General features: G+C 62.3%; 3 protein-coding genes. All 3 read left to right on the forward strand.

The genetic code is table 11. From position 1 onward, the window contains the following. Positions 1 to 80 precede the first annotated feature (80 nt). The 3 genes from D8W71_RS12735 (at position 81) to D8W71_RS12750 (ending at position 25,438) form a co-directional block, all read left to right on the forward strand. A complete protein-coding gene (locus D8W71_RS12735) occupies positions 81 to 8,573 on the forward strand; it encodes an amino acid adenylation domain-containing protein (RefSeq protein WP_442972049.1) in 8,493 nt (2,830 codons plus the stop codon). Next, positions 8,564 to 12,307: a non-ribosomal peptide synthetase gene (locus tag D8W71_RS28185; protein ID WP_153275381.1), complete on the forward strand. Its 3,744-nt coding sequence runs from the start codon at positions 8,564 to 8,566 to the stop codon at positions 12,305 to 12,307. Before D8W71_RS12735 ends, D8W71_RS28185 begins: the two co-directional genes overlap by 10 nt. A gap of 426 nt (positions 12,308 to 12,733) precedes the next feature. Beyond that, positions 12,734 to 25,438 (forward strand): non-ribosomal peptide synthetase, encoded by a 12,705-nt coding sequence (locus tag D8W71_RS12750; RefSeq protein ID WP_121113994.1) that lies wholly within the window; start codon positions 12,734 to 12,736, stop codon positions 25,436 to 25,438. Positions 25,439 to 25,538: the final 100 nt, after the last annotated feature.

Consider the following 25,538-nt stretch of genomic DNA (forward strand, 5'->3'; position numbering starts at 1 on the left):
GCGATTTACCTAGTGCGGACGAACACGGGCGACACCGAAATCATGAGCAACCTGGGTTGTGACCTGTGAGCCGCAACGAGATGCCGCGTGACGAAGACTCGCCGGGTGCGAAGCGAACGGACGGTCGTCGCGCTCGCCCCCGTCGTCCGCGGCGACAGCGAAACGTGTCCATGCTCCCGCAGCTTCTGTCGGCTGCGGTGGAAGTCGATCCGAACCACGATGCAGTCGTCTCCGGCAGCCGCACCTTGTCGTACTCGGAGTTGGACCGTCGGTCGTCACGACTCGCTCGTCTTCTCATCGCGCACGGCGCCGGGCCGGAGGCGGTAGTTGCCATCGGCATCACGCGGTCGATCGAATCGGTTCTGTCGCTGTGGGCTGTCACGAAGACAGGTGCAGCATTCGTGCCCGTCGATCCGAACTACCCGGTCGGCCGAGTCCACCATATGCTGACCGATTCGGGTGCACGTATCGGAATCACGACGGCACAGTTCGTAGACCAGCTGCCCGACGACTGCACGTGGATTGTTCTCGACGACGCCGCGGTCGAGTCATCCTTGGACGCCATGTCGGAGGAAAAGATCGCGGTGTCCGATCGTCTTTCGCCATTGCGTGCCGACAACCCCGCATACGTGATCTACACCTCGGGGTCCACCGGGTTACCCAAGGGCGTGGTCGTCACTCATTCCGGTCTGGCCGATCTGGCGACGGAACAGCGCGAAAGGTACGGCACGACCTCGTCGTCCCGTACGTTGCATTTTGCATCGCCCAGCTTCGATGCATCCATTCTCGAGTTGTTGCTCGCCGTCGCGGCCTCGTCGACGATGATCATCGCTCCCACCGACATCTTCGGTGGCGAGGAACTCGCGGACCTCCTTCGACGCGAGTCGATCACGCACGCGTTCGTCACTCCGGCGGCCCTGGCATCTGTGGACAATGTCGACCTGCCGACCCTCGACGTCGTGGTGGTGGGCGGGGAAGCATGCCCTCCGGAGCTGGTCGACGCCTGGGGAGGCGACCACCGGTTCTTCGATGCCTACGGTCCCACCGAGTCGACTGTGGCAAGCAATATCTCGAACGCGTTGGTTCCGGGCAACCCTGTTTCGATCGGTGATGCGATAGCCGGGACGACGGCGCACGTCCTGGATCGGCGCCTGCGCCCCGTTCCGGCCGGCGTTGCGGGCGAGCTCTATCTGTCGGGCGCTGGTCTTGCCCGCGGCTACCGCGGCAAACCTGGTCTGACAGCCGAAAGATTCGTCGCGAACCCATTCGGGGCCGAGCAGACCAGGATGTACCGGACCGGTGATGTCGTCCGCCGGAACTCGGCGAACTCGTTGCAATTCGTCGAGCGCAACGACCAACAGGTGAAGGTTCGGGGCTTTCGTATCGAGCTGGGTGAAATCGACTCCGCGCTCTCCACTCATCCTTCCGTCCAGTTCGCGGTGACTGTCGGATACCCGGGTGCAGACGGTGACACCGTCCTCGCCTCGTATGTGCGTCCGGCGACGTCGAGCAGCCCGGACACCGCAGAACTTTCCGATTACGTCGGTAAAACGCTGCCGCGGCACATGATCCCGTCGGCGATCATGATCATCGACGAAGTGCCGCTGACGCCCTCCGGCAAACTGGACAGGGACAAACTACCTGCTCCGGTTTTCGCCGCGCGCGAATATCGGCGTCCCGAAACAGAATCGGAAGTTGTTGTCGCCAGGGTTTTCTCGGAGATCCTGGGCGTCGAACAGGTCGGTCTCGATGACGACTTCTTCGAGTTGGGTGGCAACTCGTTGTCCGCGACGCGTCTTGCAGCACGTATAGGTGCCGCGCTCGACGTGAACTTCGGCGCGCGTGAGGTGTTCGTCGATTCGACGGTTGCCGGGCTTGCAGCCGCTGCGGCAGGCAAGGTGGGCGGCGAGCGACGTGTCGCGCTGGGCGGTATTCCGCGTCCGGAGAGGGTTCCGCTGTCGCTCGCGCAGCAGCGTATGTGGTTCTTGAACAGGTTCGACACCGAGTCTGCGGCGTACAACATTCCGGTAGCAATCAGGCTGTCGGGTGCGTTGGATGTGTCGGCGTTGGGCGCTGCAGTGGGTGATGTGGTGGCTCGGCACGAGCCGCTGCGGACGATCTATCCCTACGACATGGACGGGCCGGTCCAACGAGTTCTCGGACCCGAAAGCGTCGTGGACATGGTCACCGTCGATGTGACGGAAGAGCAGATTCTGGCCGAGGTGCACGCTCTGGCCTCGACCGCGTTCGATGTGACGGTCGAGGTTCCGGTTCGGGTTCGGTTGTATCGGGTGTCGGATGTGGAGTTCGTGTTGGCGCTGGTCGTCCAACACATTTCAGCAGACGGTGGCTCGATGGGCCCGTTGACCCGGGATTTGATGGTGGCGTATGCGGCGCGGGTGTCGGGCCAGGTGCCCGCGTGGTCGCCGCTCGAGGTGCAGTACGCCGATTATGCGGTGTGGCAGCGTGAGGTTCTCGGTTCGGAGGTTGATCCGTCTTCGGTTGCGCACGAGCAGATTTCGTTCTGGAAGTCGGAGTTGGCGGGTCTTCCGGATCAGATCGATCTGCCGACGGATCGGCCTCGTCCTGCGGTGCAGTCTCTTGCGGGTGGGAAAGTCGATTTCAGCGTCGACCCCGCGGTGCAGTCGGGGTTGATGCGGATTGCTCGTGAGTCGAATGCGACGTTGTTCATGGCGGTGCATGCGGCGTGGGCGGCGTTGTTGTCGAGGTTGTCGGGGTCTTCGGATGTGGTGGTGGGGTCGCCGATTGCTGGTCGTGGTGAGGCTGCTCTCGATGATGTGATCGGGATGTTCGCCAATACGTTGGTCTTTCGGACAGTGGTCGATGCCGCAGCCAGTTTCGAGCAGTTGGTGGCAACTGTTCGTGAGAACGACGTGCGTGCGCTGGCCAATGCCGATGTGCCGTTCGAGCGGTTGGTGGAGGTTCTCAATCCGGCGCGGTCGACGGCGCGGCATCCGTTGTTCCAGGTGGGATTGTCTTTTCAGAACCTAGACAAGATCGAGTTTCACCTGCCCGATCTAGCCGTCGCCGTGGTCGACGCGGACGCCGAGGTCGCACAATTCGATTTGCATCTGATCGTCTCGGATCAGTACGACGACGCAGGCAACCCCAGCGGCATCGGAGGAACGCTGAAGTTTGCGACTTCGTTGTTCGACGAAGTGTCGGCGAAGCGGATCGTCGACCGTTTCGTGGGGTTGTTGTCTGCGGTGGTTGTCGATGCGTCGCGTCCTGTGGGTGATGTGGATGTGGTGGGTTCGGTGGAGTTGGGTGTGTTGGGTTCGTGGAATGAGACCTCGCGTGTGGTGGATTCGGGTGCGACGTTGGTGTCGTTGTTCGAGTCGAGTGTTGTGGGTGCTGCGGATTCGGTTGCGGTGGTGTTCGGTTCGGGTTCGTGGACGTATGGGGAGTTCGGTTCGCGGGTGAATCGGTTGGCGCGGTATTTGGTGTCGGTGGGTGTGGGTCCTGAGTCGTTGGTTGTTGTTGCGATGCGGCGTTCGGAGTCGTTGGTGGTGGCGATGTATGCGGTGGTGGTGGCGGGTGGTGCGTATGTGCCGGTGGATCCTGATCAGCCGGTGGAGCGGATGGGGTTGGTGTTCGAGTCGGCTCGTCCGGTGGTGGTGTTGGTTGCTGGGCGTGATGGTGGTGTGGTGGTGCCGGATGTGGGTGCGGTGGTGGTGGATGTGGAGTCGGTGGATGTGAGTTCGTTCGGTGGGGGTGTGGTCTCGGATGCGGAGCGGGTGGGTCGGTTGCGGCCGGATAACGCGGCGTATGTGATTTTCACGTCGGGTTCGACGGGGCGGCCGAAGGGTGTTGCTGTGTCGCATCGGGCTGTGGTGAATCAGTTGGAGTGGAAGAGGTTCGAGTACGGTCTCGATGGTTCTGATGTGTCGTTGCTCAAGACTGCTGCGACGTTCGATTTGTCGGTGTGGGAGTTGTGGTCGTGGGTTGGTGTGGGTGGGCGTGTGGTGGTTGCGTCGGCTGATGGTCATCGTGATCCGGCGTATTTGTCGGAGTTGATCGAGCGTGAGTCGGTGACGACGTTGCATGTGGTGCCGTCGGTGTTGGGTGCGGCTGTGGCGGCGTCGGGTGGTTCGTTGCCGGTGTCGGTGCGGAGGGTGTTGGCGATCGGTGAGGCGTTGCCGGTGTCGACTGCTGAGTCTGTGTTGCGTGGTGGTGGTGAGGTGCGGTTGGACAATGTGTACGGTCCGACGGAGGCTGCGGTGTCGGTGACGTCGAATCGTGTTGTGTTGCCGTTGGGTTCGTCGGTTCCGATTGGTCGTCCTGAGTGGAATTCTCGGGTGTTCGTGTTGGATTCTCGTCTTCATCGGGTGCCGGTGGGTGTGGTGGGTGAGTTGTATTTGGCGGGTGTGCAGTTGGCTCGTGGGTATCAGGGTCGGGTGGATTTGACGGCGGAGCGGTTTGTTGCGGATCCGTTTGCCGGTGATGGTTCGCGGTTGTATCGCACGGGTGATGTGGTGCGGTGGACTGGTGATGGTGTGCTCGATTATGTGGGGCGTAGTGATTTTCAGGTGAAGGTGCGTGGGTTCCGTATCGAGTTGGGTGAGATCGAGTCGGTTCTTGGTGGTGTTGTGGGTGTGCGTGATGCGGTGGTGGTTGCTCGTGGTGATGATCGGTTGGGTGATCGGTTGGTTGCGTATGTGGTCGGTGAGGAGGGTGTGTCGCTGGATGTGGGGGTGTTGAAGGGTGTTGTGTCCGATCGTCTTCCGTCGTACATGGTGCCGTCGGTGTTCGTGGTGTTGGATGCGTTGCCGTTGACGGTGAACGGGAAGTTGGATCGGGGTGCGTTGCCGGAGCCGGAGTTCGAGGCGCGGGTGTTTCGGGCGCCGTCGTCGTCGGTGGAGGAGGCGGTGGCGGGTGTGTTCGCGGATGTGTTGGGGGTTCCGCGGGTGGGTCTCGATGATGATTTCTTCGAGTTGGGTGGTAACTCGTTGATCGCGACGCAGGTGGTTGCGCGGTTGGGTGTTGCGTTGGATGCGCAGATTCCGGTGCGGGTGTTGTTCGAGGTGTCGTCGGTGGAGGCTTTGGCGGCTCGGGTGGAGTCGCAGGTCGGTTCGGGTGCGCGGGCGGCGTTGGTTGCTGGTGTTCGGCCGGATCGTATTCCGTTGTCGCTTGCGCAGCAGCGTATGTGGTTCTTGAACAGGTTCGATCCTGAGTCTGCGGCGTACAACATTCCGGTTGCGATCAGGTTGTCGGGTGCGTTGGATGTGTCGGCGTTGGGTTCTGCGGTGGGTGATGTGGTGGCTCGGCACGAGTCGTTGCGAACGGTGTATCCGGAGGTCGAGGGTGCGCCGGTTCAGCGGATTGTGTCGGTTGCCGATGCGGGTGTTCGGGTGGTGGTGATCGATGTGGCTGCGGACGAGGTTGTTTCTGTGGTGGGTTCGTTGGCGGTGCAGCCGTTCGATGTGACGGCGGAGGTGCCGGTTCGGGTTCGGTTGTATCGGGTGTCGGATGTGGAGTTCGTGTTGGCGCTGGTCGTCCAACACATTTCAGCAGACGGTGGCTCGATGGGCCCGTTGACCCGGGATTTGATGGTGGCGTATGCGGCGCGGGTGTCGGGCCAGGTGCCCGCGTGGTCGCCGCTCGAGGTGCAGTACGCCGATTATGCGGTGTGGCAGCGTGAGGTTCTCGGTTCGGAGGTTGATCCGTCTTCGGTTGCGCACGAGCAGATTTCGTTCTGGAAGTCGGAGTTGGCGGGTCTTCCGGATCAGATCGATCTGCCGACGGATCGGCCTCGTCCTGCGGTGCAGTCTCTTGCGGGTGGGAAAGTCGATTTCAGCGTCGACCCCGCGGTGCAGTCGGGGTTGATGCGGATTGCTCGTGAGTCGAATGCGACGTTGTTCATGGCGGTGCATGCGGCGTGGGCGGCGTTGTTGTCGCGGTTGTCGGGGTCGTCGGATGTGGTGGTGGGGTCGCCGATTGCTGGTCGTGGTGAGGCTGCTCTCGATGATGTGATCGGGATGTTCGCCAATACGTTGGTGTTGCGGAGTGTGGTCGATCCTGCGAGTTCGTTCGTGGAGTTGTTGGATTCGGTGCGGGAGAGTGATCTTCGGGCGTTTGCGCATGCTGATGTGCCGTTCGAGCGGTTGGTGGAGGTTCTCAATCCGGCGCGGTCGACGGCGCGGCATCCGTTGTTCCAGGTGGCGTTGTCTTTTCAGAATGTGCAGTCGACGGCGTTGGAGTTGCCGTCGTTGTCGGTGGCGGGTGTGGATGCGGATTTGAACATCTCGCAGTTCGATCTTCATTTGGTGGTGTCGGATACCTACGACGAGGACGGTGCCCCCGCTGGGCTCGGTATGAGCTTGACGTACATGTCGTCCCTGTTCGACGAAGTGACCGCTCGGACGATCGCAGAACGTTTGGTGATGTTTCTGTCGTTCGTTGAAGCCGAGCCGTCGCGTCCTGTGGGTGATGTGGATGTGGTGGGTTCGGTGGAGTTGGGTGTGTTGGGTTCGTGGAATGAGACCTCGCGTGTGGTGGATTCGGGTGCGACGTTGGTGTCGTTGTTCGAGTCGAGTGTTGTGGGTGCTGCGGATTCGGTTGCGGTGGTGTTCGGTTCGGGTTCGTGGACGTATGGGGAGTTCGGTTCGCGGGTGAATCGGTTGGCGCGGTATTTGGTGTCGGTGGGTGTGGGTCCTGAGTCGTTGGTTGTTGTTGCGATGCGGCGTTCGGAGTCGTTGGTGGTGGCGATGTATGCGGTGGTGGTGGCGGGTGGTGCGTATGTGCCGGTGGATCCTGATCAGCCGGTGGAGCGGATGGGGTTGGTGTTCGAGTCGGCTCGTCCGGTGGTGGTGTTGGTTGCTGGGCGTGATGGTGGTGTGGTGGTGCCGGATGTGGGTGCGGTGGTGGTGGATGTGGAGTCGGTGGATGTGAGTTCGTTCGGTGGGGGTGTGGTCTCGGATGCGGAGCGGGTGGGTCGGTTGCGGCCGGATAACGCGGCGTATGTGATTTTCACGTCGGGTTCGACGGGGCGGCCGAAGGGTGTTGCTGTGTCGCATCGGGCTGTGGTGAATCAGTTGGAGTGGAAGAGGTTCGAGTACGGTCTCGATGGTTCTGATGTGTCGTTGCTCAAGACTGCTGCGACGTTCGATTTGTCGGTGTGGGAGTTGTGGTCGTGGGTTGGTGTGGGTGGGCGTGTGGTGGTTGCGTCGGCTGATGGTCATCGTGATCCGGCGTATTTGTCGGAGTTGATCGAGCGTGAGTCGGTGACGACGTTGCATGTGGTGCCGTCGGTGTTGGGTGCGGTTGTGGCGGCGTCGGGTGGTTCGTTGCCGGTGTCGGTGCGGAGGGTGTTGGCGATCGGTGAGGCGTTGCCGGTGTCGACTGCTGAGTCTGTGTTGCGTGGTGGTGGTGAGGTGCGGTTGGACAATGTGTACGGTCCGACGGAGGCTGCGGTGTCGGTGACGTCGAATCGTGTTGTGTTGCCGTTGGGTTCGTCGGTTCCGATTGGTCGTCCTGAGTGGAATTCTCGGGTGTTCGTGTTGGATTCTCGTCTTCATCGGGTGCCGGTGGGTGTGGTGGGTGAGTTGTATTTGGCGGGTGTGCAGTTGGCTCGTGGGTATCAGGGTCGGGTGGATTTGACGGCGGAGCGGTTTGTTGCGGATCCGTTTGCCGGTGATGGTTCGCGGTTGTATCGCACGGGTGATGTGGTGCGGTGGACTGGTGATGGTGTGCTCGATTATGTGGGGCGTAGTGATTTTCAGGTGAAGGTGCGTGGGTTCCGTATCGAGTTGGGTGAGATCGAGTCGGTTCTTGGTGGTGTTGTGGGTGTGCGTGATGCGGTGGTGGTTGCTCGTGGTGATGATCGGTTGGGTGATCGGTTGGTTGCGTATGTGGTCGGTGAGGAGGGTGTGTCGCTGGATGTGGGGGTGTTGAAGGGTGTTGTGTCCGATCGTCTTCCGTCGTACATGGTGCCGTCGGTGTTCGTGGTGTTGGATGCGTTGCCGTTGACGGTGAACGGGAAGTTGGATCGGGGTGCGTTGCCGGAGCCGGAGTTCGAGGCGCGGGTGTTTCGGGCGCCGTCGTCGTCGGTGGAGGAGGCGGTGGCGGGTGTGTTCGCGGATGTGTTGGGGGTTCCGCGGGTGGGTCTCGATGATGATTTCTTCGAGTTGGGTGGTAACTCGTTGATCGCGACGCAGGTGGTTGCGCGGTTGGGTGTTGCGTTGGATGCGCAGATTCCGGTGCGGGTGTTGTTCGAGGTGTCGTCGGTGGAGGCTTTGGCGGCTCGGGTGGAGTCGCAGGTCGGTTCGGGTGCGCGGGCGGCGTTGGTTGCTGGTGTTCGGCCGGATCGTATTCCGTTGTCGCTTGCGCAGCAGCGTATGTGGTTCTTGAACAGGTTCGATCCTGAGTCTGCGGCGTACAACATTCCGGTTGCGATCAGGTTGTCGGGTGCGTTGGATGTGTCGGCGTTGGGTTCTGCGGTGGGTGATGTGGTGGCTCGGCACGAGTCGTTGCGAACGGTGTATCCGGAGGTCGAGGTGCGCCGGTTCAGCGGATTGTGTCGGTTGCCGATGCGGGTGTTCGGGTGGTGGTGATCGATGTGGCTGCGGACGAGGTTGTTTCTGTGGTGGGTTCGTTGGCGGTGCAGCCGTTCGATGTGACGGCGGAGGTGCCGGTTCGGGTTCGGTTGTATCGGGTGTCGGATGTGGAGTTCGTGTTGGCGTTCGTGGTTCATCATATTTCCGGTGATCGTTCGTCGATGGGGCCGTTGACTCGGGATTTGATGGTGGCGTATGCGGCGCGGGTGTCGGGGGATGCTCCGGGGTGGCGTTCGCTCGAGGTGCAGTATGCGGATTTCACGTTGTGGCAGCGTGAGGTTCTCGGTTCGGAGGGTGATCCGTCTTCGGTTGCGCACGAGCAGATTTCGTTCTGGAAGTCGGAGTTGGCGGGTCTTCCGGATCAGATCGATCTGCCGACGGATCGGCCTCGTCCTGCGGTGCAGTCTCTTGCGGGTGGGAAAGTCGATTTCGGGGTTGATGCGGCGGTGCAGTCGGGGTTGATGCGGATTGCTCGTGAGTCGAATGCGACGTTGTTCATGGCGGTGCATGCGGCGTGGGCGGCGTTGTTGTCGCGGTTGTCGGGGTCGTCGGATGTGGTGGTGGGGTCGCCGATTGCTGGTCGTGGTGAGGCTGCTCTCGATGATGTGATCGGGATGTTCGCCAATACGTTGGTGTTGCGGAGTGTGGTCGATCCTGCGAGTTCGTTCGTGGAGTTGTTGGATTCGGTGCGGGAGAGTGATCTTCGGGCGTTTGCGCATGCTGATGTGCCGTTCGAGCGGTTGGTGGAGGTTCTCAATCCGGCGCGGTCGACGGCGCGGCATCCGTTGTTCCAGGTGGCGTTGTCTTTTCAGAATGTGCAGTCGACGGCGTTGGAGTTGCCGTCGTTGTCGGTGGCGGGTGTGGATGCGGATTTGAACATCTCGCAGTTCGATCTTCATTTGGTGGTGTCGGATACCTACGACGAGGACGGTGCCCCCGCTGGGCTCGGTATGAGCTTGACGTACATGTCGTCCCTGTTCGACGAAGCGTCGGCGGTGCGGATGGTCGATCGGTTCGGAGTTCTGCTGGAGGAGATCGTCTCGGACGCGGGCATTGCCGTCGGCGACTATCGAATTCTGGAACGTGGCGAGTCGGAGGAGATCTCGGCGTCCTCGCGTGTAGTGGAGCATGATGTTCCCGAGAAATTGATGTTGGACCATTTCACGGATCGAGTGTCGGAAAGCGCGGATTCGCTGGCAGTCGTGTTCGAGGGAATCGAGTTGTCGTACGGTGAATTCGACGCTCGTGTCAACAGGTTGGCGCGTCACCTCATCGGTCAGGGGGTCGGTCCGGAAACCGTTGTCGGACTGTCGATTCGTCGTTCGGTCGATCTCGTTGTCGCGATGTATGCCGTGGTCCGTGCGGGCGGGGCGTACCTTCCCCTCGATCCCGATCATCCAGCCGAGAGGACCTCGTACATTCTCGAGACTGCACGGCCGTTGTGTGTGCTTCGCGCCTCGGCCGACGACGTCCTTGTCGATTTCGAGGGCGCAGTCTTCGACTTGGACGTACTTGATCTGTCGGGGCTGAGTGATCTTCCGATTGCTCCGGGCGAGCTGAACGCAGTCGTCCGCCCCTTCAACACGGCGTACGTTCTGTTCACCTCGGGCTCCACCGGTCGGCCGAAGGGGGTCGCGGTTTCGCACCGAGCAATCGTGAATCAGCTCGAATGGATGTCCGACCGGTACGAGTTCACCTCTGCGGATGTGTATCTGCAGAAGACGGCAACGACGTTCGACGTCTCACTCTGGGGCTACTTCCTGCCCCTACGGGCCGGTGCAACTCTGGTTCTGGCGACGGCGGACGGGCATCGCGACCCTGTTCAGCTTGCCCACCTCATCCACGAGCGGCAGGTCACGCTGACCGACTTCGTGCCGTCGATGCTGACGGTGTTCGGGTCACTCGCACGCGCTGAACAGATTCGTTCGCTGAGGGACGTGTTCGTCATCGGTGAGGCACTTCCATTGGAGACAGTGGAGGATTTCCGGAAGATCAGCGACGCACGGATACACAATCTGTACGGTCCGACCGAGGCTGCCGTATCGGTGACGTCCTGGGAGGCGAGCGTCGACGATCGGGGGTCGGTGCCGATAGGTCTGCCGGAGTGGAATGTCGGGTTGTTGGTTCTCGACAGTCGTCTTCATCCGGTAGCAGATGGAGTGCCGGGAGAGCTGTACTTGCTGGGTTCGCAATTGGCGCGGGGTTACGTGTCTCGGCCCGATCTGACTGCGGGTAGATTCGTCGCTTCCGCAACGGGGTCCGGCGCCTCGATGTATCGAACGGGCGATCTGGTGCGACGCCGAAAAGACGGCGTGCTCGAGTACATCGGAAGAACCGACTTTCAGGTCAAGTTCCGAGGTCAGCGGATCGAACTGGGCGAAATCGAATCCGCATTGCTGGGCCACCGGACAGTCATTCAAGCTGTTGTCGTGGTCGCGAGCTCGCCCACCGGCGATCGACTGGTGGCCTACGTCGTGCCGGCGCCCGGTGAGGTACCGACGCGAACAGAGGTGTTGGGTCACGTCTCCGCGACCCTTCCGTCGTACATGGTGCCTTCGGCTTTCGTGGTGCTGGACCAGTTGCCACTCAACCCGGCGGGGAAGTTGGACAGGCGGGCGTTGCCGGAGCCGGAATTCGAGCCACGGGTGTTCAGGGCGCCGTCGTCACCCGTGGAAGAGGCGGTGGCGGGTGTGTTCGCGGATGTGTTGGGCGTGTCGCAGGTGGGTCTCGACGATGATTTCTTCGAGTTGGGTGGCAACTCGTTGGTCGCGACGCAGGTCGTGGCGCGGCTGCGCGCTGACCTGGACACCGAGGTGCCCTTGATGTCCTTGTTCTCGGATTCGACGGTCGAACGCCTGGCGTCGCGGATCGCCGCGAGTTCGACGCAGAACGTCGGTTCACGCAACGCACTGGACGTTGTGCTGCCTATCAGGGACGCCCGATCCGGGCCTCGTCTGTGGTGCATTCACCCGATGGCCGGTTTGTCGTGGGTGTTCGCCAATCTCGCGACGCACCTCGATTCCGAGGTGGCGATAACCACGTTGCAGTCGCCGGCTCTCACCGAGGAAGACTGGAATCCGACCTCGATCGACGAGTGGGCGGCGCGCTACGTGCGCGAAATGCAACGCGTGCAGCCGGAGGGGCCGTACATGTTGTTGGGTTGGTCGCTCGGCGGTGTTCTCGCACACGCCGCCGCCGTGCAGCTGCAGGGCAAGGGCAACGAAGTCTCGGTGTTGGCGATGATGGACAGCACCCTGGAGACGTCACCGGGTGAAGACGCCGACTCCGTTGCCACCAACGTAGGCCTCGCTCTGACAGATCTGTTTGCCGGCCTGCTACCGGGGCACGTGGAGCCAGGTACGACGATGTCGATCCAAGACATCGCGGACGTGCTGGCAACGATGCCCGAGCCGTTCTCCGGGATTTCCGCCGACCGTCTCGCATCGTTGGTGGATAGTTCGATTCGGTCGACGACACTGATCAACGAGTACGAGCCCGCCGTGTTCCTGGGCGATCTCGTGTACTTCGCAGCGGGGGCGGACGACCCGACAGGCGATGGCCGTTCCTCGGACTGGGACGGTCATGTGAGTGGAACGACGAGCAATCATGTCATCGACAGCAGCCACGGTGAGATGGCGTCACCGGAGAACCTGAAGGAGATCGCTGCCGTCCTGAACCGAACGTTGCGTGATCGAGTCGTTCGGCCGTCGCGCAGCACTCCGGTGGCCTGAGACGGTCGAATCAGCTGTAAAAATGGCCCCTTCGTCCTGCGGAGGGGCCATTTTCGGTTCGAAACGAGGTGTTGTCAGTCGACCGACGCGCCGTCGATCGGAACAATTCGGTGAGTCCAGTGCACTACTTCGGTCGATTGGCTTGAAACGCTGTAATTTACCGGTAATTGTTTAGCGCGACCGTCAACACAATGTTCGGTCGGTTTGTTTGAAGTATGGACAATTCGATCAATTGTTCCGTAGCACAAGCCTGTTGGCCGTTTCCGCGTAGGTGTCCAGGTGTTCGTGGACTTGCGTCGTAATCATGATGTAATAGTTTTGTTGCGGGAATGCGTCGATGAGATAGCGGCAATTCGACGGCGTAATCGTGGCGGAATGGGGCGAAACGACCTCATAGCACAGATCGACGGTCAGGGGTATTGACATATGAATTCGCGGTCCACGTCGACAGCTTCAGCACCCGACCGGACCGCCGGTGAGCGCAAGGAACGCGGCCCGCGCGCTCGAAAGCCGAAGCGTGCACGGGCCACCCTGCTTCCCGCCCTGCTTGCAACAGCTGTCGAGCGCAATCCGGATGCAATCGCGCTGGTCGACGGCGACCGAACCGTCTCGTACGCCGAACTCGATGTTCGCTCATCCACACTTGCCAGGCTTCTGATGAACGCGGGAGCAGGCCCGGAATCCACGATCGCAGTCGCACTGCAGAGAAGCGTGGAGTCGATCACCGCGATGTGGGCCGTCATGAAGACCGGCGCGGCGTTTCTCCCCATCGATCCGTCGTATCCCACCGCGAGAATCGAGCATATGGTCGGTGACTCCGGGGCAACCCGTGGAATCACGATCTCGGCGCACCGCGACGCGCTGCCCTCGTCGTGTGAGTGGACGTTCTTGGACGACGAGTCGGTGCAGACGGTGCTTGCATCACTCCCGGGCGACCCGATCTCGACGGTCGAGCGGACATCCACGTTGCGTGCTGCCAACGCCGCGTATGTGATCTACACCTCGGGCTCCACCGGCCTGCCCAAGGGTGTAGTCGTGACCCAGGCTGGGTTGGCTTCGCTGTGTGCGCACGCCGTTCGCGTGCTGGAACTGACGCCGCAGTCGCGCACGCTGCACTTCACCTCGCCCAGTTTCGACGTGTCGGTGTTCGACTACCTACTTGCGATCGGCTCGAGCGCAACGATGATCATCGCACCGCCGGACAACTACGGTGGTGCCGAGCTCGAGGACCTGCTTCGACGCGAGAAAGTGACGCACGGATTCTCGACACCTGCGGCGTTGACGTCGATCGACGGCGACGAGCTGCCGGACCTGGCGGCCCTGGTCGTCGGCGGGGAAGCATTCGGCGCCGATCTGGTCGCCAGATGGGCTCCTGGTCGCGCGCTGTTCAATGGATACGGGCCCACCGAAGCGAGCATCTTCGCCACTATGTCGGCCCCTCTCGTCGTGGGTGAGCCGGTCACGATGGGTGAGCCCGTGGACGGGATGAAGGCGTACGTTCTGGACGCACGGTTGTCGGTGGTTCCTCCCGGCGTCGCCGGGGAGCTGTATCTCGCAGGTCCCGGTGTCGCTCGGGGCTACCATCGGCGCAGTGCATTGACCGCGTCGCGGTTCTTGCCCGACCCGTTCGACCCGTCGGGCAGCCGGATGTACCGGACCGGTGACCTGGTCCGTGTCGATGCGTCGGGTGACCTGGAGTACTTGGGACGCAACGATTTCCAAGTGAAGATCAGAGGATTCCGCGTCGAACTCGGTGAGATCGACGCTGTTCTCGGCGGCCATCCCGAGGTCGACTTCGCGCTGACGATCGGGACCGATGCGGGCGCAGGCAGCACTGCGCTCGTCTCGTATGCGCTGCCCGCCGACGGGACATCGCCGGAATCGTCGACGCTGCTCGAATGGATGCGGCAGTCCCTGCCCGGGCACATGGTCCCGTCGGCGTTGATGTTGATCGACCACGTGCCTCTCACCGGGGCGGGGAAGGTCGATCGCTCGGCTCTTCCTGCCCCGGTGTTCGTGGCCCGTGAGTACCGTGCCCCGTCGACGCCGACCGAGGAAGCCGTGGCGTCGGTCTTCGCCGAGCTTCTCTCGCGTGAGTCGGTGGGTGTCGACGACGACTTCTTCGATCTCGGCGGCAATTCCTTGATCGGGACTCAGGTAGCTGCCCGGATCGGGGCGCGATTGCACAAGCGAGTGCCCGCGCGTGTGCTGTTCGACGAGCCATCGGTATCCGGGCTGGCTGCTGCGATCGATGCTCAGGAGCAGGAGGACAGGGTCGACCTCGAAGCGCGTCCTCGTCCAGCGAGGATACCGCTTTCTCTTGCGCAACAAAGGATGTGGTTCCTCAATCGGTTCGATCCTTCGTCCTCGGCGTACAACATCCCTATTGCAGTCCGCCTGTCGGGCGAGCTGAATGTCGACGCAGTGCGTCTCGCAGTTGCCGATGTTATCGAGCGCCACGAATCTCTGCGCACGATCTATCCCTCCGACGACACAGGCCCGCACCAGGTCGTGCTGGAATCGGGCGAAGCGGGCGTGGCTGTGTCACTGACACGCACGACGAAGGCGAAGGTGGCTGCGGACGTTCAGGCCACCCTCGACTGCGCGTTCGACGTCACGTCCGAGGTACCGATTCGTGTCACATTGTTCGAAGTGACCGAGACCGAGCACGTTCTCGTCGTCGTGGTGCACCACATTGCGGCGGACGGATCCTCCGTAGGGCCCTTGATCCGCGATGTGATGCTCGCCTACACCGCGCGGTCGAGTGGGCGGGAGCCAGGATGGGCACCGCTCGAGATCCAGTACGCGGACTACACGTTGTGGCAGCGCGAACTGTTGGGCGACGAGAACGACACGAAATCTGCGGCCCATGCCCAGATTCAGTTCTGGACATCGGAACTTGCGGGCCTTCCCGATCAACTCAACCTGCCGTTCGACCGGCCTCGTCCTGCGGTTCAGTCGATGGTCGGCGGAGAAGTAGCCTTCGACATCGACGCGGACCTGCACGCGAATTTGCAGGAGGTCGCCAGAAACTCCAACGCGTCGTTGTTCATGATCGTCCACGCCGCGTGGGCGGTGACGCTGTCCAGGCTATCGCAGCGCACCGACATCGCGATCGGGTCACCGATCGCAGGCCGCGGCGAGGCCAAACTCGACGACCTCATCGGAATGTTCGCCAACACAGTGGTGTTCCGAACCCTGGTGCGCTGGGAGTCGCAGTTCACGGACTTCCTTGCCACTGTTCGCGATACCGATCTCGAAGCTTTCGGGCACGCGGACGTCCCGTTCGAGACACTCGTCGGGGTTCTGGATCCAGCACGGTCGACAGCACGCCACCCACTTTTTCAGGTTGGGCTCTCGTTCCAGAATCTTGCTCGGACTCACCTCGAGCTGCCCGGTCTCGACGTGACCGGCGTCGATTCAGAGGTGAAAATATCCAAGTTCGACCTCCACCTCGTTGTTTCGGACACCTACGGCAACGACGGTGCTCCGGCAGGAATGCACGCGGCACTCACGTACGCGTCGTCCTTGTTCGAAAGTTCCACGGCCGCTGCGATAACTACCACATACATGCGGGTTCTTCGAGCGGTGGTCGACAACCCGTCGGCAGTGATCGGCGATATCGACGTTCTCGGCAGCGAAGACCGTACCGATGTGCTCGAGGTCCGGAACGATACAGCCGAGCACGTGGACCCCGCCGCAACGCTCGTATCACTCTTCGACGCGAGGGTCGCGGCGGATCCGAAGGCGCCGGCAATCGTCTGCGGCCAGGCCGTGTGGTCCTACAGCGAGTTCGACGGGCGCGTGAACGCCCTCGCCCGCGTGCTGATCGGTGAGGGGTTCGGTCCCGAGTCTCTCGTGGCGCTGGCGCTTCCGCGTTCCCCCGAGCTGCTGGTCGCGATGTACGCCGTCGTCAAAGCGGGCGCTGCATACGTGCCGCTGGATCCGGCGCAACCTCTCACTCGAACCGATCAGATTCTCGGTTCCGCGCAACCTGCAGCGGTGTTGACCTCGGCCGCAGTCGGTTTCGCGACGGAAACGAATGTTCGGGTCATCGAACTCGACACAGTCGAGACAGCCGGGTTCTCTTGCGAGCCTGTTCGCGACGACGAACGGACTTCGCCGCTGCGTCCCGGCAACACGGCGTACGTCATTTTCACTTCCGGCTCTACCGGCGCGCCCAAAGGAGTTGCCGTCGAACACGCTTCGGTGGTCAACCAGCTGGAGTGGATGCGACACGAGTACCGCTCGAACGCCCAGGACTCGACGGTACTCAAGACTCCGGTCACCTTCGACCTCTCCGTGTGGGAACTGTGGTCGATGCCGACCAGTGGTGGGCGAATCGTTGTCGCCGAGCAGGATCGCCACGGTGACGTCCAGTACCTGAACGCGTTGATGGCGGCCGAGGAGGTGTCGACCCTCTTCGTTGTGCCGTCGATGCTGGGCGCACTGGGCGTCGACGGATTGCCGAACGCCCTCGAGCGGGTATTGGTGATCGGCGAGGCCTTCCCTCCACACACCGCCGCACAGGTGTCAGCCGGTCGGGACTTCCGACTGGACAATCTTTACGGACCCACCGAAGCAACGGTGTCCGTAACACGTCACCGACTGATCGACTCGCGTGCGGACTCGATCCCCATCGGCACTCCGGAATGGAACACTCGAGTGTTCGTTCTGGATCCGCGGCTGGCGCCGGTGCCGGACGGAGTCGTAGGAGAGCTCTATGTGGCCGGCGTCCAGCTGGCTCGTGGTTACCATGGGCGGCCCGACCTGACCGCAGAAAGGTTCGTCGCAGATCCGTTCGGCCGGAGTGGGCGGTTGTACCGGACGGGCGATCTGGTTCGGTGGACGAAGGAGAGAACGCTCGATTTCGTCGGACGCGCGGACTTCCAGGTGAAAATTCGCGGATACCGAATCGAGCTGGGCGACATCGAGCTGGCCCTTCGCGCTGTCGATGGAATCGTCGATGCAGTGGCGATCGACCGAACCGACCGACACCTGGGCACAAGACTGGTTGGCTATATAGTCGGTGACGTCGATGTCTCGTTGGTGAAGGCCATTCTCGCCCAACGCCTTCCGTCGTACATGGTGCCCACCGCGTTGGTCGTGCTCGACGCGATTCCGTTGACCGCGAACGGCAAGATCGATCGCGCGGCGCTTCCGGAGCCGGTGTTCGAAACGACCGAGTACCGAAAGCCGAGCACATCGGCCGAAGAGACAGTTGCCCAGATCATCACCCAGTTGCTCGGTGCGACCGAGGTCGGCGCCGACGACGACTTCTTTGCGCTCGGCGGTAACTCGTTGCTCGCAACTCAGCTGGTTTCGCGTTTGGGTGTCGCCATGGACACTCAGGTGCCCGTCCGAGCCGTGTTCGAGGCCCCGACCGTCGCGGCGCTCGCTGCACGGGTCGCCGGGCATGCCGGTAACGGTGCAGGCATCGCTCTGGCGGCAAGGGAACGACCTGCAGTCATCCCGCTGTCGCTCGCGCAACGGCGCATGTGGTTCCTCGGTCGGTTGAACCCCGAGTCGACGGTCGACAACATCCCGGTCGCTGTCAGGTTGACCGGAAGTCTAAATCTCCGCGCGCTGCAAGACGCGATCGAAGACGTCGTTGCACGACACGAGATTCTGCGGACCGTCTACCCCGACACCGACGGAGTCGGTAGCCAACGAATTCTGTCCGTCGACGATGTCGAGCTGGACCTACGCCCTCGCGACGCGTCGACCGAATCGTTGATCGAGCAGGTCACCTCGACGGTAGCTGCCCCCTTCGACCTGGCGAACCAGGTTCCGCTTCGCACGCAGATCCTACGGCTGGCCCCCGACGACCATGTCCTCGTGCTCGTCACGCATCACATTGCAGCCGACGGGTATTCGATGACCCCGTTGGCACGCGACGTCATGATTGCGTACTCGGCGCGAGTGCTCGGTGACGAGCCGAACTGGACGCCGCTACCGGTTCAGTACGCCGACTACACGCTGTGGCAACTGGAAGCACTGGGCGCGTCCGAAGATCCGGCATCGATCATGGCGCAACAGGAGGGTTTCTGGGCTGCCGAATTGAATGGACTGCCCGGGCAGCTCGATCTTCCTGTCGACCATCCAAGGCCGACAGTCATGTCCGGGCGTGGTGACTCCGTGGCGTTCGAGATCGATCGGAACACGCATCGACGTATCGCCCAACTCGCACGGACTCATCGCTGCACCCCGTTCATGGTCTTCCATGCGGCGTTGGCCGTCGTGTTGGCTCGGCTGTCGGGAAGCTGGGACGTGGCTGTGGGCACGCCGGTTGCGGGGCGCGGAGACGCAGCACTCGACGACCTTGTCGGAATGTTCGTGGGCACGCTCGTACTCCGCACCCAACTCGACCCCGCGCAGACCTTCGACGACGTACTCGACGAGGTCGTCCGCACCGACCTGGCTGCATTCGACAATTCGGATGTCCCCTTCGAGCGGATAGTGGAAGTTCTCGATCCGCCGAGGTCACAGTCCAGGCATCCACTCGTTCAGGTTCTACTCGCGTTCCAGAATCTCGAACGGACCGCGTTCGAACTTCCCGGCCTCACGGTCTCCGCGGTGGACTTGCCCGCGAACACGGCGAAGATGGATCTCCAGTTCACGGTCGCCGAACAGTGGGACGCCGAGGATCGTGGTCCGGGGGACCGCACGCCGGGGACTGCGACGGGCTACGTCGTGACCATGACGTACGCACGCGATCTGTTCGACGAGGCGTCGATCGTAACCCTGGGGGAGCGGCTGACGAGTGTGCTCGAGCAGGTGGTGGTGTCGCCGGATGCGGTCGTCGGCGATGTCGATCTGCGCAGTGATGCGGCTCGCGGCGAAGTGCTCTCCAGTGGGGTCGAGGTTGTGGGATCGACGGAGACGGTTGCCGAGCTGGTGGGGTCGCAGGTGGTTCGCGATCGGACCGCCGTGGCGGTGTCGTTCGGTGGGGTGTCGTTGTCGTACGAGGAGTTCGGGGTTCGGGTGGCCCGGACGGCGCGATGGCTGATTTCGATGGGGGTGGGGCCGGAGTCGCGGGTGGTGGTGTCGATGCGTCGCTCGGTGGAGATGGTTGTGGTGGTCCATGCGGTGGTGGTTGCCGGTGGTGCGTATGTTCCGGTGGATCCAGACGGTCCGGTGGAACGTTCGAATTATGTGGTCGAGGTTGTGGATCCGGTACTGGTGGTGTCAGAGGTCGATGAGGCTGCAGTGGCTGGTTTCTCCGGCGATGTGGTGACAGATGCGGATCGCAGGAGCCCGTTGCGTGCGACGAATGCGGCGTATGTGATGTTCACGTCGGGTTCGACGGGGCGGCCGAAGGGTGTGGCGGTGTCGCACGAGGCGGTGGTGAATCAGTTGTCGTGGTTGGTGGCTGAGTTCGGGTTGGGTGAGGGTGATGTGGTGTTGCAGAAGACACCGTTCACGTTCGATGTGTCGGTGTGGGAGTTGTTCGGGGCGTTGGTGTGTGGTGCGCGATTGGTGGTCGCGGAGCCGGGTGGTCATCGGGACGTGGGCTACGTGGCGTCGGTGATCGAGTCGGAGGGTGTGACGGCGGTGTCGTTCGTGCCGTCGATGTTGTCTGTGTTCGTCGGTGGTGTGGGCGATGCCGATGTGTCTTCGTTGCGTCATGTTCTGGTGGCGGGTGAGGCGTTCGGTACGTCGGTTGCAGTGTCTGCTGCAAAGGTGTTGGCGTCGGCACGGTTGCACAATCTGTACGGTCCGACAGAGTTCGCGGTGCACGCGACTGCGTTTTTCACCGGCGATGTCGGTGTCGGTGGTTCAGGTGTGCCGATCGGTGTGCCGGTGTGGAATTCGTCGGTTGCCGTGTTGGACAGTCGTTTGCATCCGGTTCCGGTGGGTGTGGTGGGTGAGTTGTATTTGTCGGGTGTGCAGTTGGCGCGAGGGTACTTCGGTAGGTCCGGTTTGTCGGCGGAGCGGTTTGTTGCGAGTCCGTTCGTCGGTGGTGGGCGGATGTATCGGACGGGTGATCTGGTTCGGTGGGATCGGTTCGGGGACTTGCATTTCGTTTCTCGTGCGGATGGTCAGATCAAGTTGCGTGGACAGCGGATCGAGTTGGGTGAGATCGAGTCGGTTCTGGGGGAGCATGGGTCGGTTGATCGTGCGGTGGTGGAGGTTCGTGGTGATCGGTTGGTCGCGTATGTGGTGGGTGTCGACGGTCGTGTGGACGGGGATGTGTTGAAGTCGTTCGTGGGCGATCGTGTGCCGTCCTACATGGTGCCGTCGGTGTTCGTGCCGCTCGATGTGTTGCCGGTGACTGCGTCGGGGAAGCTGGATCGGGGCGCGTTGGTCGATCCGGTGGTGTCGGTGGGTGTGTTTCGAGCGCCGGTGTCGGAGGCGGAGGTCGTGGTGGCGGGGGTGTTCGAGGATGTGTTGGGTGTGGATCGGGTGGGTGTGGACGACGACTTCTTTGCGCTCGGTGGTAATTCGCTGATTGCAACGCAGGTGGCGTCGCGTGTGGGTGCGTTGCTGGGTGTTCGAGTTCCGGTGGGGGTGCTGTTCGAGTTGTCGTCGGTGGGGGCGTTGGCCGGTTGGGTGGTGTCGGGTAGTGGTGTCGGTGTAGGGGCACCGTTGGTGGCGCGGGTTCGTCCGGACGTGGTGCCGTTGTCGCTTGCGCAGCAACGGATGTGGTTCTTGAACAGGTTGGAGCCGGAATCGGCGGTATACAACGTCCCGTTGGCGGTTCGGATGTCCGGATCTCTCGACACCGACGCTCTCGGTCTCGCGGTCCACGACGTGCTCGCCCGTCACGAAACGCTCAGGACGGTCTACCCGGTGATCGAGGGAACGCCCGTTCAGCGGGTGATGTCGGTCGACGACATCCGTCTGGATCTGACACCTGTTTCGGTGTCCGAGGCGGAGATCGAGCACCGCGTCACTGCCGTCGTGAGTGGCGGATTCGACGTCGAGTCTCAGGTGCCGATTCGTGCAGCGCTTTTCGCGGTCGCCCCGGACGAGCACGTGCTTGTCGTCGTCGTCCACCACATCGCAGCAGACGGCTCTTCGATCGCACCTCTCGCCCGCGACGTCATGGTGGCGTACGGGTCGCGATCGCGCGGTTCGGCACCGACATGGGAACCTTTGTCCGTACAGTACGCAGATTTCACTCTGTGGCAGCGTGAGGCTCTGGGAGCTGCACATGATCCGACATCGTTAGCGCACTCCGAGATCGGCTACTGGCGCGGACAGCTCGACGGCCTTCCCGAAACACTGGGCTTGCCGCTGGACCGACCCCGTTCCGCCGTTAGGTCCACGCAGGGCGCATCGGTGGACTTCGACCTGGACGAGGCCACGCTGGCCGGAATAGAACGCGTGTCGCGCGAACACGGAGTTACGAGGTTCATGGTCGTGCATGCCGCGCTCGCGGCGACCTTGGCTCGATGGTCGGGTGAGTCCGACATCGCAGTGGGCACGCCGACCGCAGGTCGCGGCGAACAGGAGCTGGACAACCTGATCGGGATGTTCGTCAACACTCTCGTTCTTCGTACTGACGTCGACCCGAAGTCCACGTTCGTAGATCTGTTCGGTGATGTGAGAGAAACGGACATCGGCGCGTTCGGCCACGCGACGTTGCCGTTCGACTGGTTGGTAGACGAGTTGGCCCCGGTGAGGTCCACCGCCCATTCACCGCTGTTTCAGGTCCTGATCGTCTTTCAGAACTTCGCCCAGGAGGAGTTGGCGCTCGATGGGCTGTCGGTTGCACATGTCGACTCCGACACGCGGACAGCCAAATACGACCTGCAATTCTCGTTCGTCGACATGGCCGATGCGGACAGGAACCGCAATGGACTGTCGATGTCGGTCACCTATTCGACGGCGCTGTTCGATCGAGAGTCCATTTCCGCGGTGGGACGACGTTTCGCCTCTGTCCTCTCTGCCGCTGTTACCGACCCCACTACGGCGATCGGCGATGTCGACCTCGTGGACGAGGTCGACCGGGCGGCATTGTCGCAATGGAACTCGACCGGACATGAACTCGACCGCAGTTCGACCCTCGTGTCGATGTTCGAAGCCCAGGTGGTCCGAACGCCCGACGCTATCGCGTTGATCGAAGACGATCGATCTCTGACCTATCTCGAGCTGGACCGACGTGTGAATAGAACTGCACGTGCGCTTGTCGCACGTGGCCTTCACGCCGAATCGACCGCTGCCGTTTACATGACCCGGTCGATCGAGATGGTCGTCGCGATGTACGCGGTGTTGAAGACCGGTGCAGCGTACATACCCTTGGACCCCGAGCAGCCGCTCGAACGCAATCACACCGTCCTCGACTCTGCGAAACCTGTTCTCGTCGTGGTCGCCGGCTCGCAGCATCACCGAGCTCCCTCCTACACGGAGGTAATCGACCTGGACGAGATCGCGCTCGATTCGTGGTCGGACGAGCCGATGACCGACGAAGACCGCGAGCGGCCGCTACGGCCGAATGCCTTGGCCTACATCATGTTCACGTCCGGGTCGACCGGTCGCCCCAAAGGCATCGAGCTGACCCATGCGGCGACGGCCAATCAGCTTGCCTGGGCGCAGTCGGTGTATCCGCTCGATTCCACGGATGCTGTTCTGCACAAGACGCCGATCACCTTCGACGTATCGGTCTGGGAACTGTTCTGGACCTTGCAGACTGGCGCGCGGCTGGTGTTGGCCGAGCCCGGTGGACATCGCGATCCCGCGTACCTGTCCGAGGTGATCGATCGGTTCTCGATCACCACTCTTCATTTCGTGCCGTCCATGCTGAGCGCCTACGCCCACGCCGTGGGCGGGCTGGGAACATCCGTCCGGCGCGTGTTCGCGGCGGGTGAGGCCCTCACGCCGGCGATCTCGGCGCAGTTCCACGAACTGAACGAGGCAGATCTGCACAATTGGTACGGTCCGGCCGAGGTCGAGGTGGTCACGGCGGTACAAGTGTTCCCGAATACATCGAAGGTGACCGTCGGGAAGCCAGTGTGGAATACGACGGCTCATGTGCTCGACGCTCGACTCCGACCCGTCCCCGTAGGCGTGCCCGGTGAGCTCTACATCGGAGGATCGCAGCTTGCTCGCGGGTATCGTGGACGTCCCGCACTCACGTCGGAGCGATTCGTCGCCGACCCGTACGAGCCCGGGGCTCGGATCTACAGAACGGGCGATCTGGTGCACTGGACGCCCGAGGGTGAGCTCGTCTACCGGGGACGGACCGACTTCCAGATCGAGTTGCGCGGCCAGCGTATCGAGCCCGGTGAGATCGAGGCCGTTCTCTCGCAGAACGCCGACGTCCAGTCAGCCGCGGTAATACTGCATCGCGACGACACCCTCGGTGAGCGTCTCGTTGCATACGTCGGTTCGTCGACGGGCATCGAGCCCGCCGACCTCTCCGCGGAGGTCGCGGCAGTTCTGCCCGCGTACATGGTGCCGTCGGCAATCATCGTTCTGCCCGCACTTCCACTCGGGCCGACGGGGAAGCTCGACCGTCGAGCCCTGCCGGAGCCGACATTCCAGGCCGCCGAATACAGGACGCCGCAGAGCGATACAGAGCGCGCCGTTGCGTCCATCGTCGGCGATCTGCTGGGCATCGTCGATCCTGGATTGGACGACGACTTCTTCGTGCTCGGCGGAAACTCGCTCATTGCAACACAACTCGTTGCGCGGACAGGCGATGCACTCGGACGGCGTATACCGATCCGGACGCTGTTCGAGGCGCCGACGATCGAGAAGTTCGCCGCCCGTGTCGACTTACTTGCGAATATCGACGATCGGCCGATGTTGTCAGCCAGACCGCGGCCGGCCCGAATCCCGTTGTCCTATTCGCAGCAACGGATGTGGATCGAGAACAGAAAGAACCCGACCTCGAGTTCCCGAAACATCCCCGTCGCCGTCAGGCTCACGGGGGCGCTGAACGTACCGGCGCTGCAGGCAGCCGTCGACGATCTTCTGGACAGGCACGAGGCGCTGCGAACGGTCTTCCCCGAGTTCGACGGCAACGGATACCAGGAGATACGACCCACCGGTGAGGTCCGTCTCGACCTATCGCCGACCGACATAGGCAAGGGTGCCGTCACGGCCGTCGTCGAGGAATTCGTGGGCCGTGGTTTCGACGTCACAACGCAGGTTCCGATCAGGGCAACGCTGCTGCGAGTGTCCGACGAAGAACACGTCACAGTGTTCGTGGCGCACCACATCGCTGCCGACGGATTTTCCATGAGACCTCTCACGACGGATCTGATGGTGGCCTACGCCGCACGGGTAGTGGGCGACGTGCCCCAGTGGGAGCCACTTGCCGTGCAGTACGCCGACTACACGTTGTGGCACCACGAGTTGCTGGGTACCGAGGATGCACCTTCTCGTCTGATGTCGGACCAGCTGCGTTATTGGCGTCGTCATCTGGACGGTCTCGTCGATCGGATCGAGTTACCGTTCGATCGACGGCCAGGCCCGTCCACCTCGACACGGGTGGGAGCAACCGCCGAGTTTCCGGTCTCGCCTGATCTCACAGCCGCTGTCGAATCGTTCGCCCGCACCAAGCATGCGACGTCGTTCATGGTCGTGCACGCTGCCCTCGCGGTTCTGATCGGTCGAATGTCGTCGTCCTCGGACATTGCGTTCAGTGCACCGATCGCAGGGCGCGGGGAGCCTGAGCTCGATGGTCTGATCGGCATGTTCGTCAACTCGGTCGTGCTCAGGAGCGCTATTTCGGCATCCGACACATTCGACGGCGTCGTGGATCAGGTGCGTGAGGCAGACTTGAACGCTTTCGCGCACTCCGACGCACCGTTCGATCGGGTCATGGCAGAGTGCACTCGCGGCGGGGCTGAGGGTTCGAGACCGCCGCTGCAGATGGCGTTGACCTACCAGAACCTGGGGTGGAGTTCTCTCGAGCTGTCCGGCCTCCTGGTCGCCAGTGTCGGATTCGACGCGAGGGTCGCCAAATACGAACTTCACTTCTCGGTCGAGGAGTCCGTCGACGCAGCCGGACTGCCCGGATTGGTCTTCGCGATCACATACGACACGGCACTCTTCGACGCGTCGACGGTGTCGCGGATCGGGGCGGACTACGTCGATCTGGTGGAGGCTGTGGTGCGCGATCCGTTCCAGCAGGTCGGATGCATCGCGCTCCGCAGTAGTGGAGACCACGGCGACTGATCCCGGACGCGGCCTCGACCGGTTTCTGCGCAGATCGGCTCCGGCGAACACGAGCAACTTCTCGTTGAGAGTTGTCACAATTACTCCCCTCCTGCGCTGA

This window comes from Rhodococcus sp. P1Y (assembly GCF_003641205.1).
In the GTDB taxonomy this organism is placed as follows: domain Bacteria; phylum Actinomycetota; class Actinomycetes; order Mycobacteriales; family Mycobacteriaceae; genus Rhodococcoides.

What these genes read in the sequence shown, in the direction of transcription:
- D8W71_RS12735 (WP_442972049.1), top strand. Translation starts at nt 81, where the DNA reads ATGCCGCGTGACGAAGACTCGCCGGGTGCGAAGCGAACGGACGGTCGT.
- D8W71_RS12750 (WP_121113994.1), top strand. Translation starts at nt 12,734, where the DNA reads ATGAATTCGCGGTCCACGTCGACAGCTTCAGCACCCGACCGGACCGCC.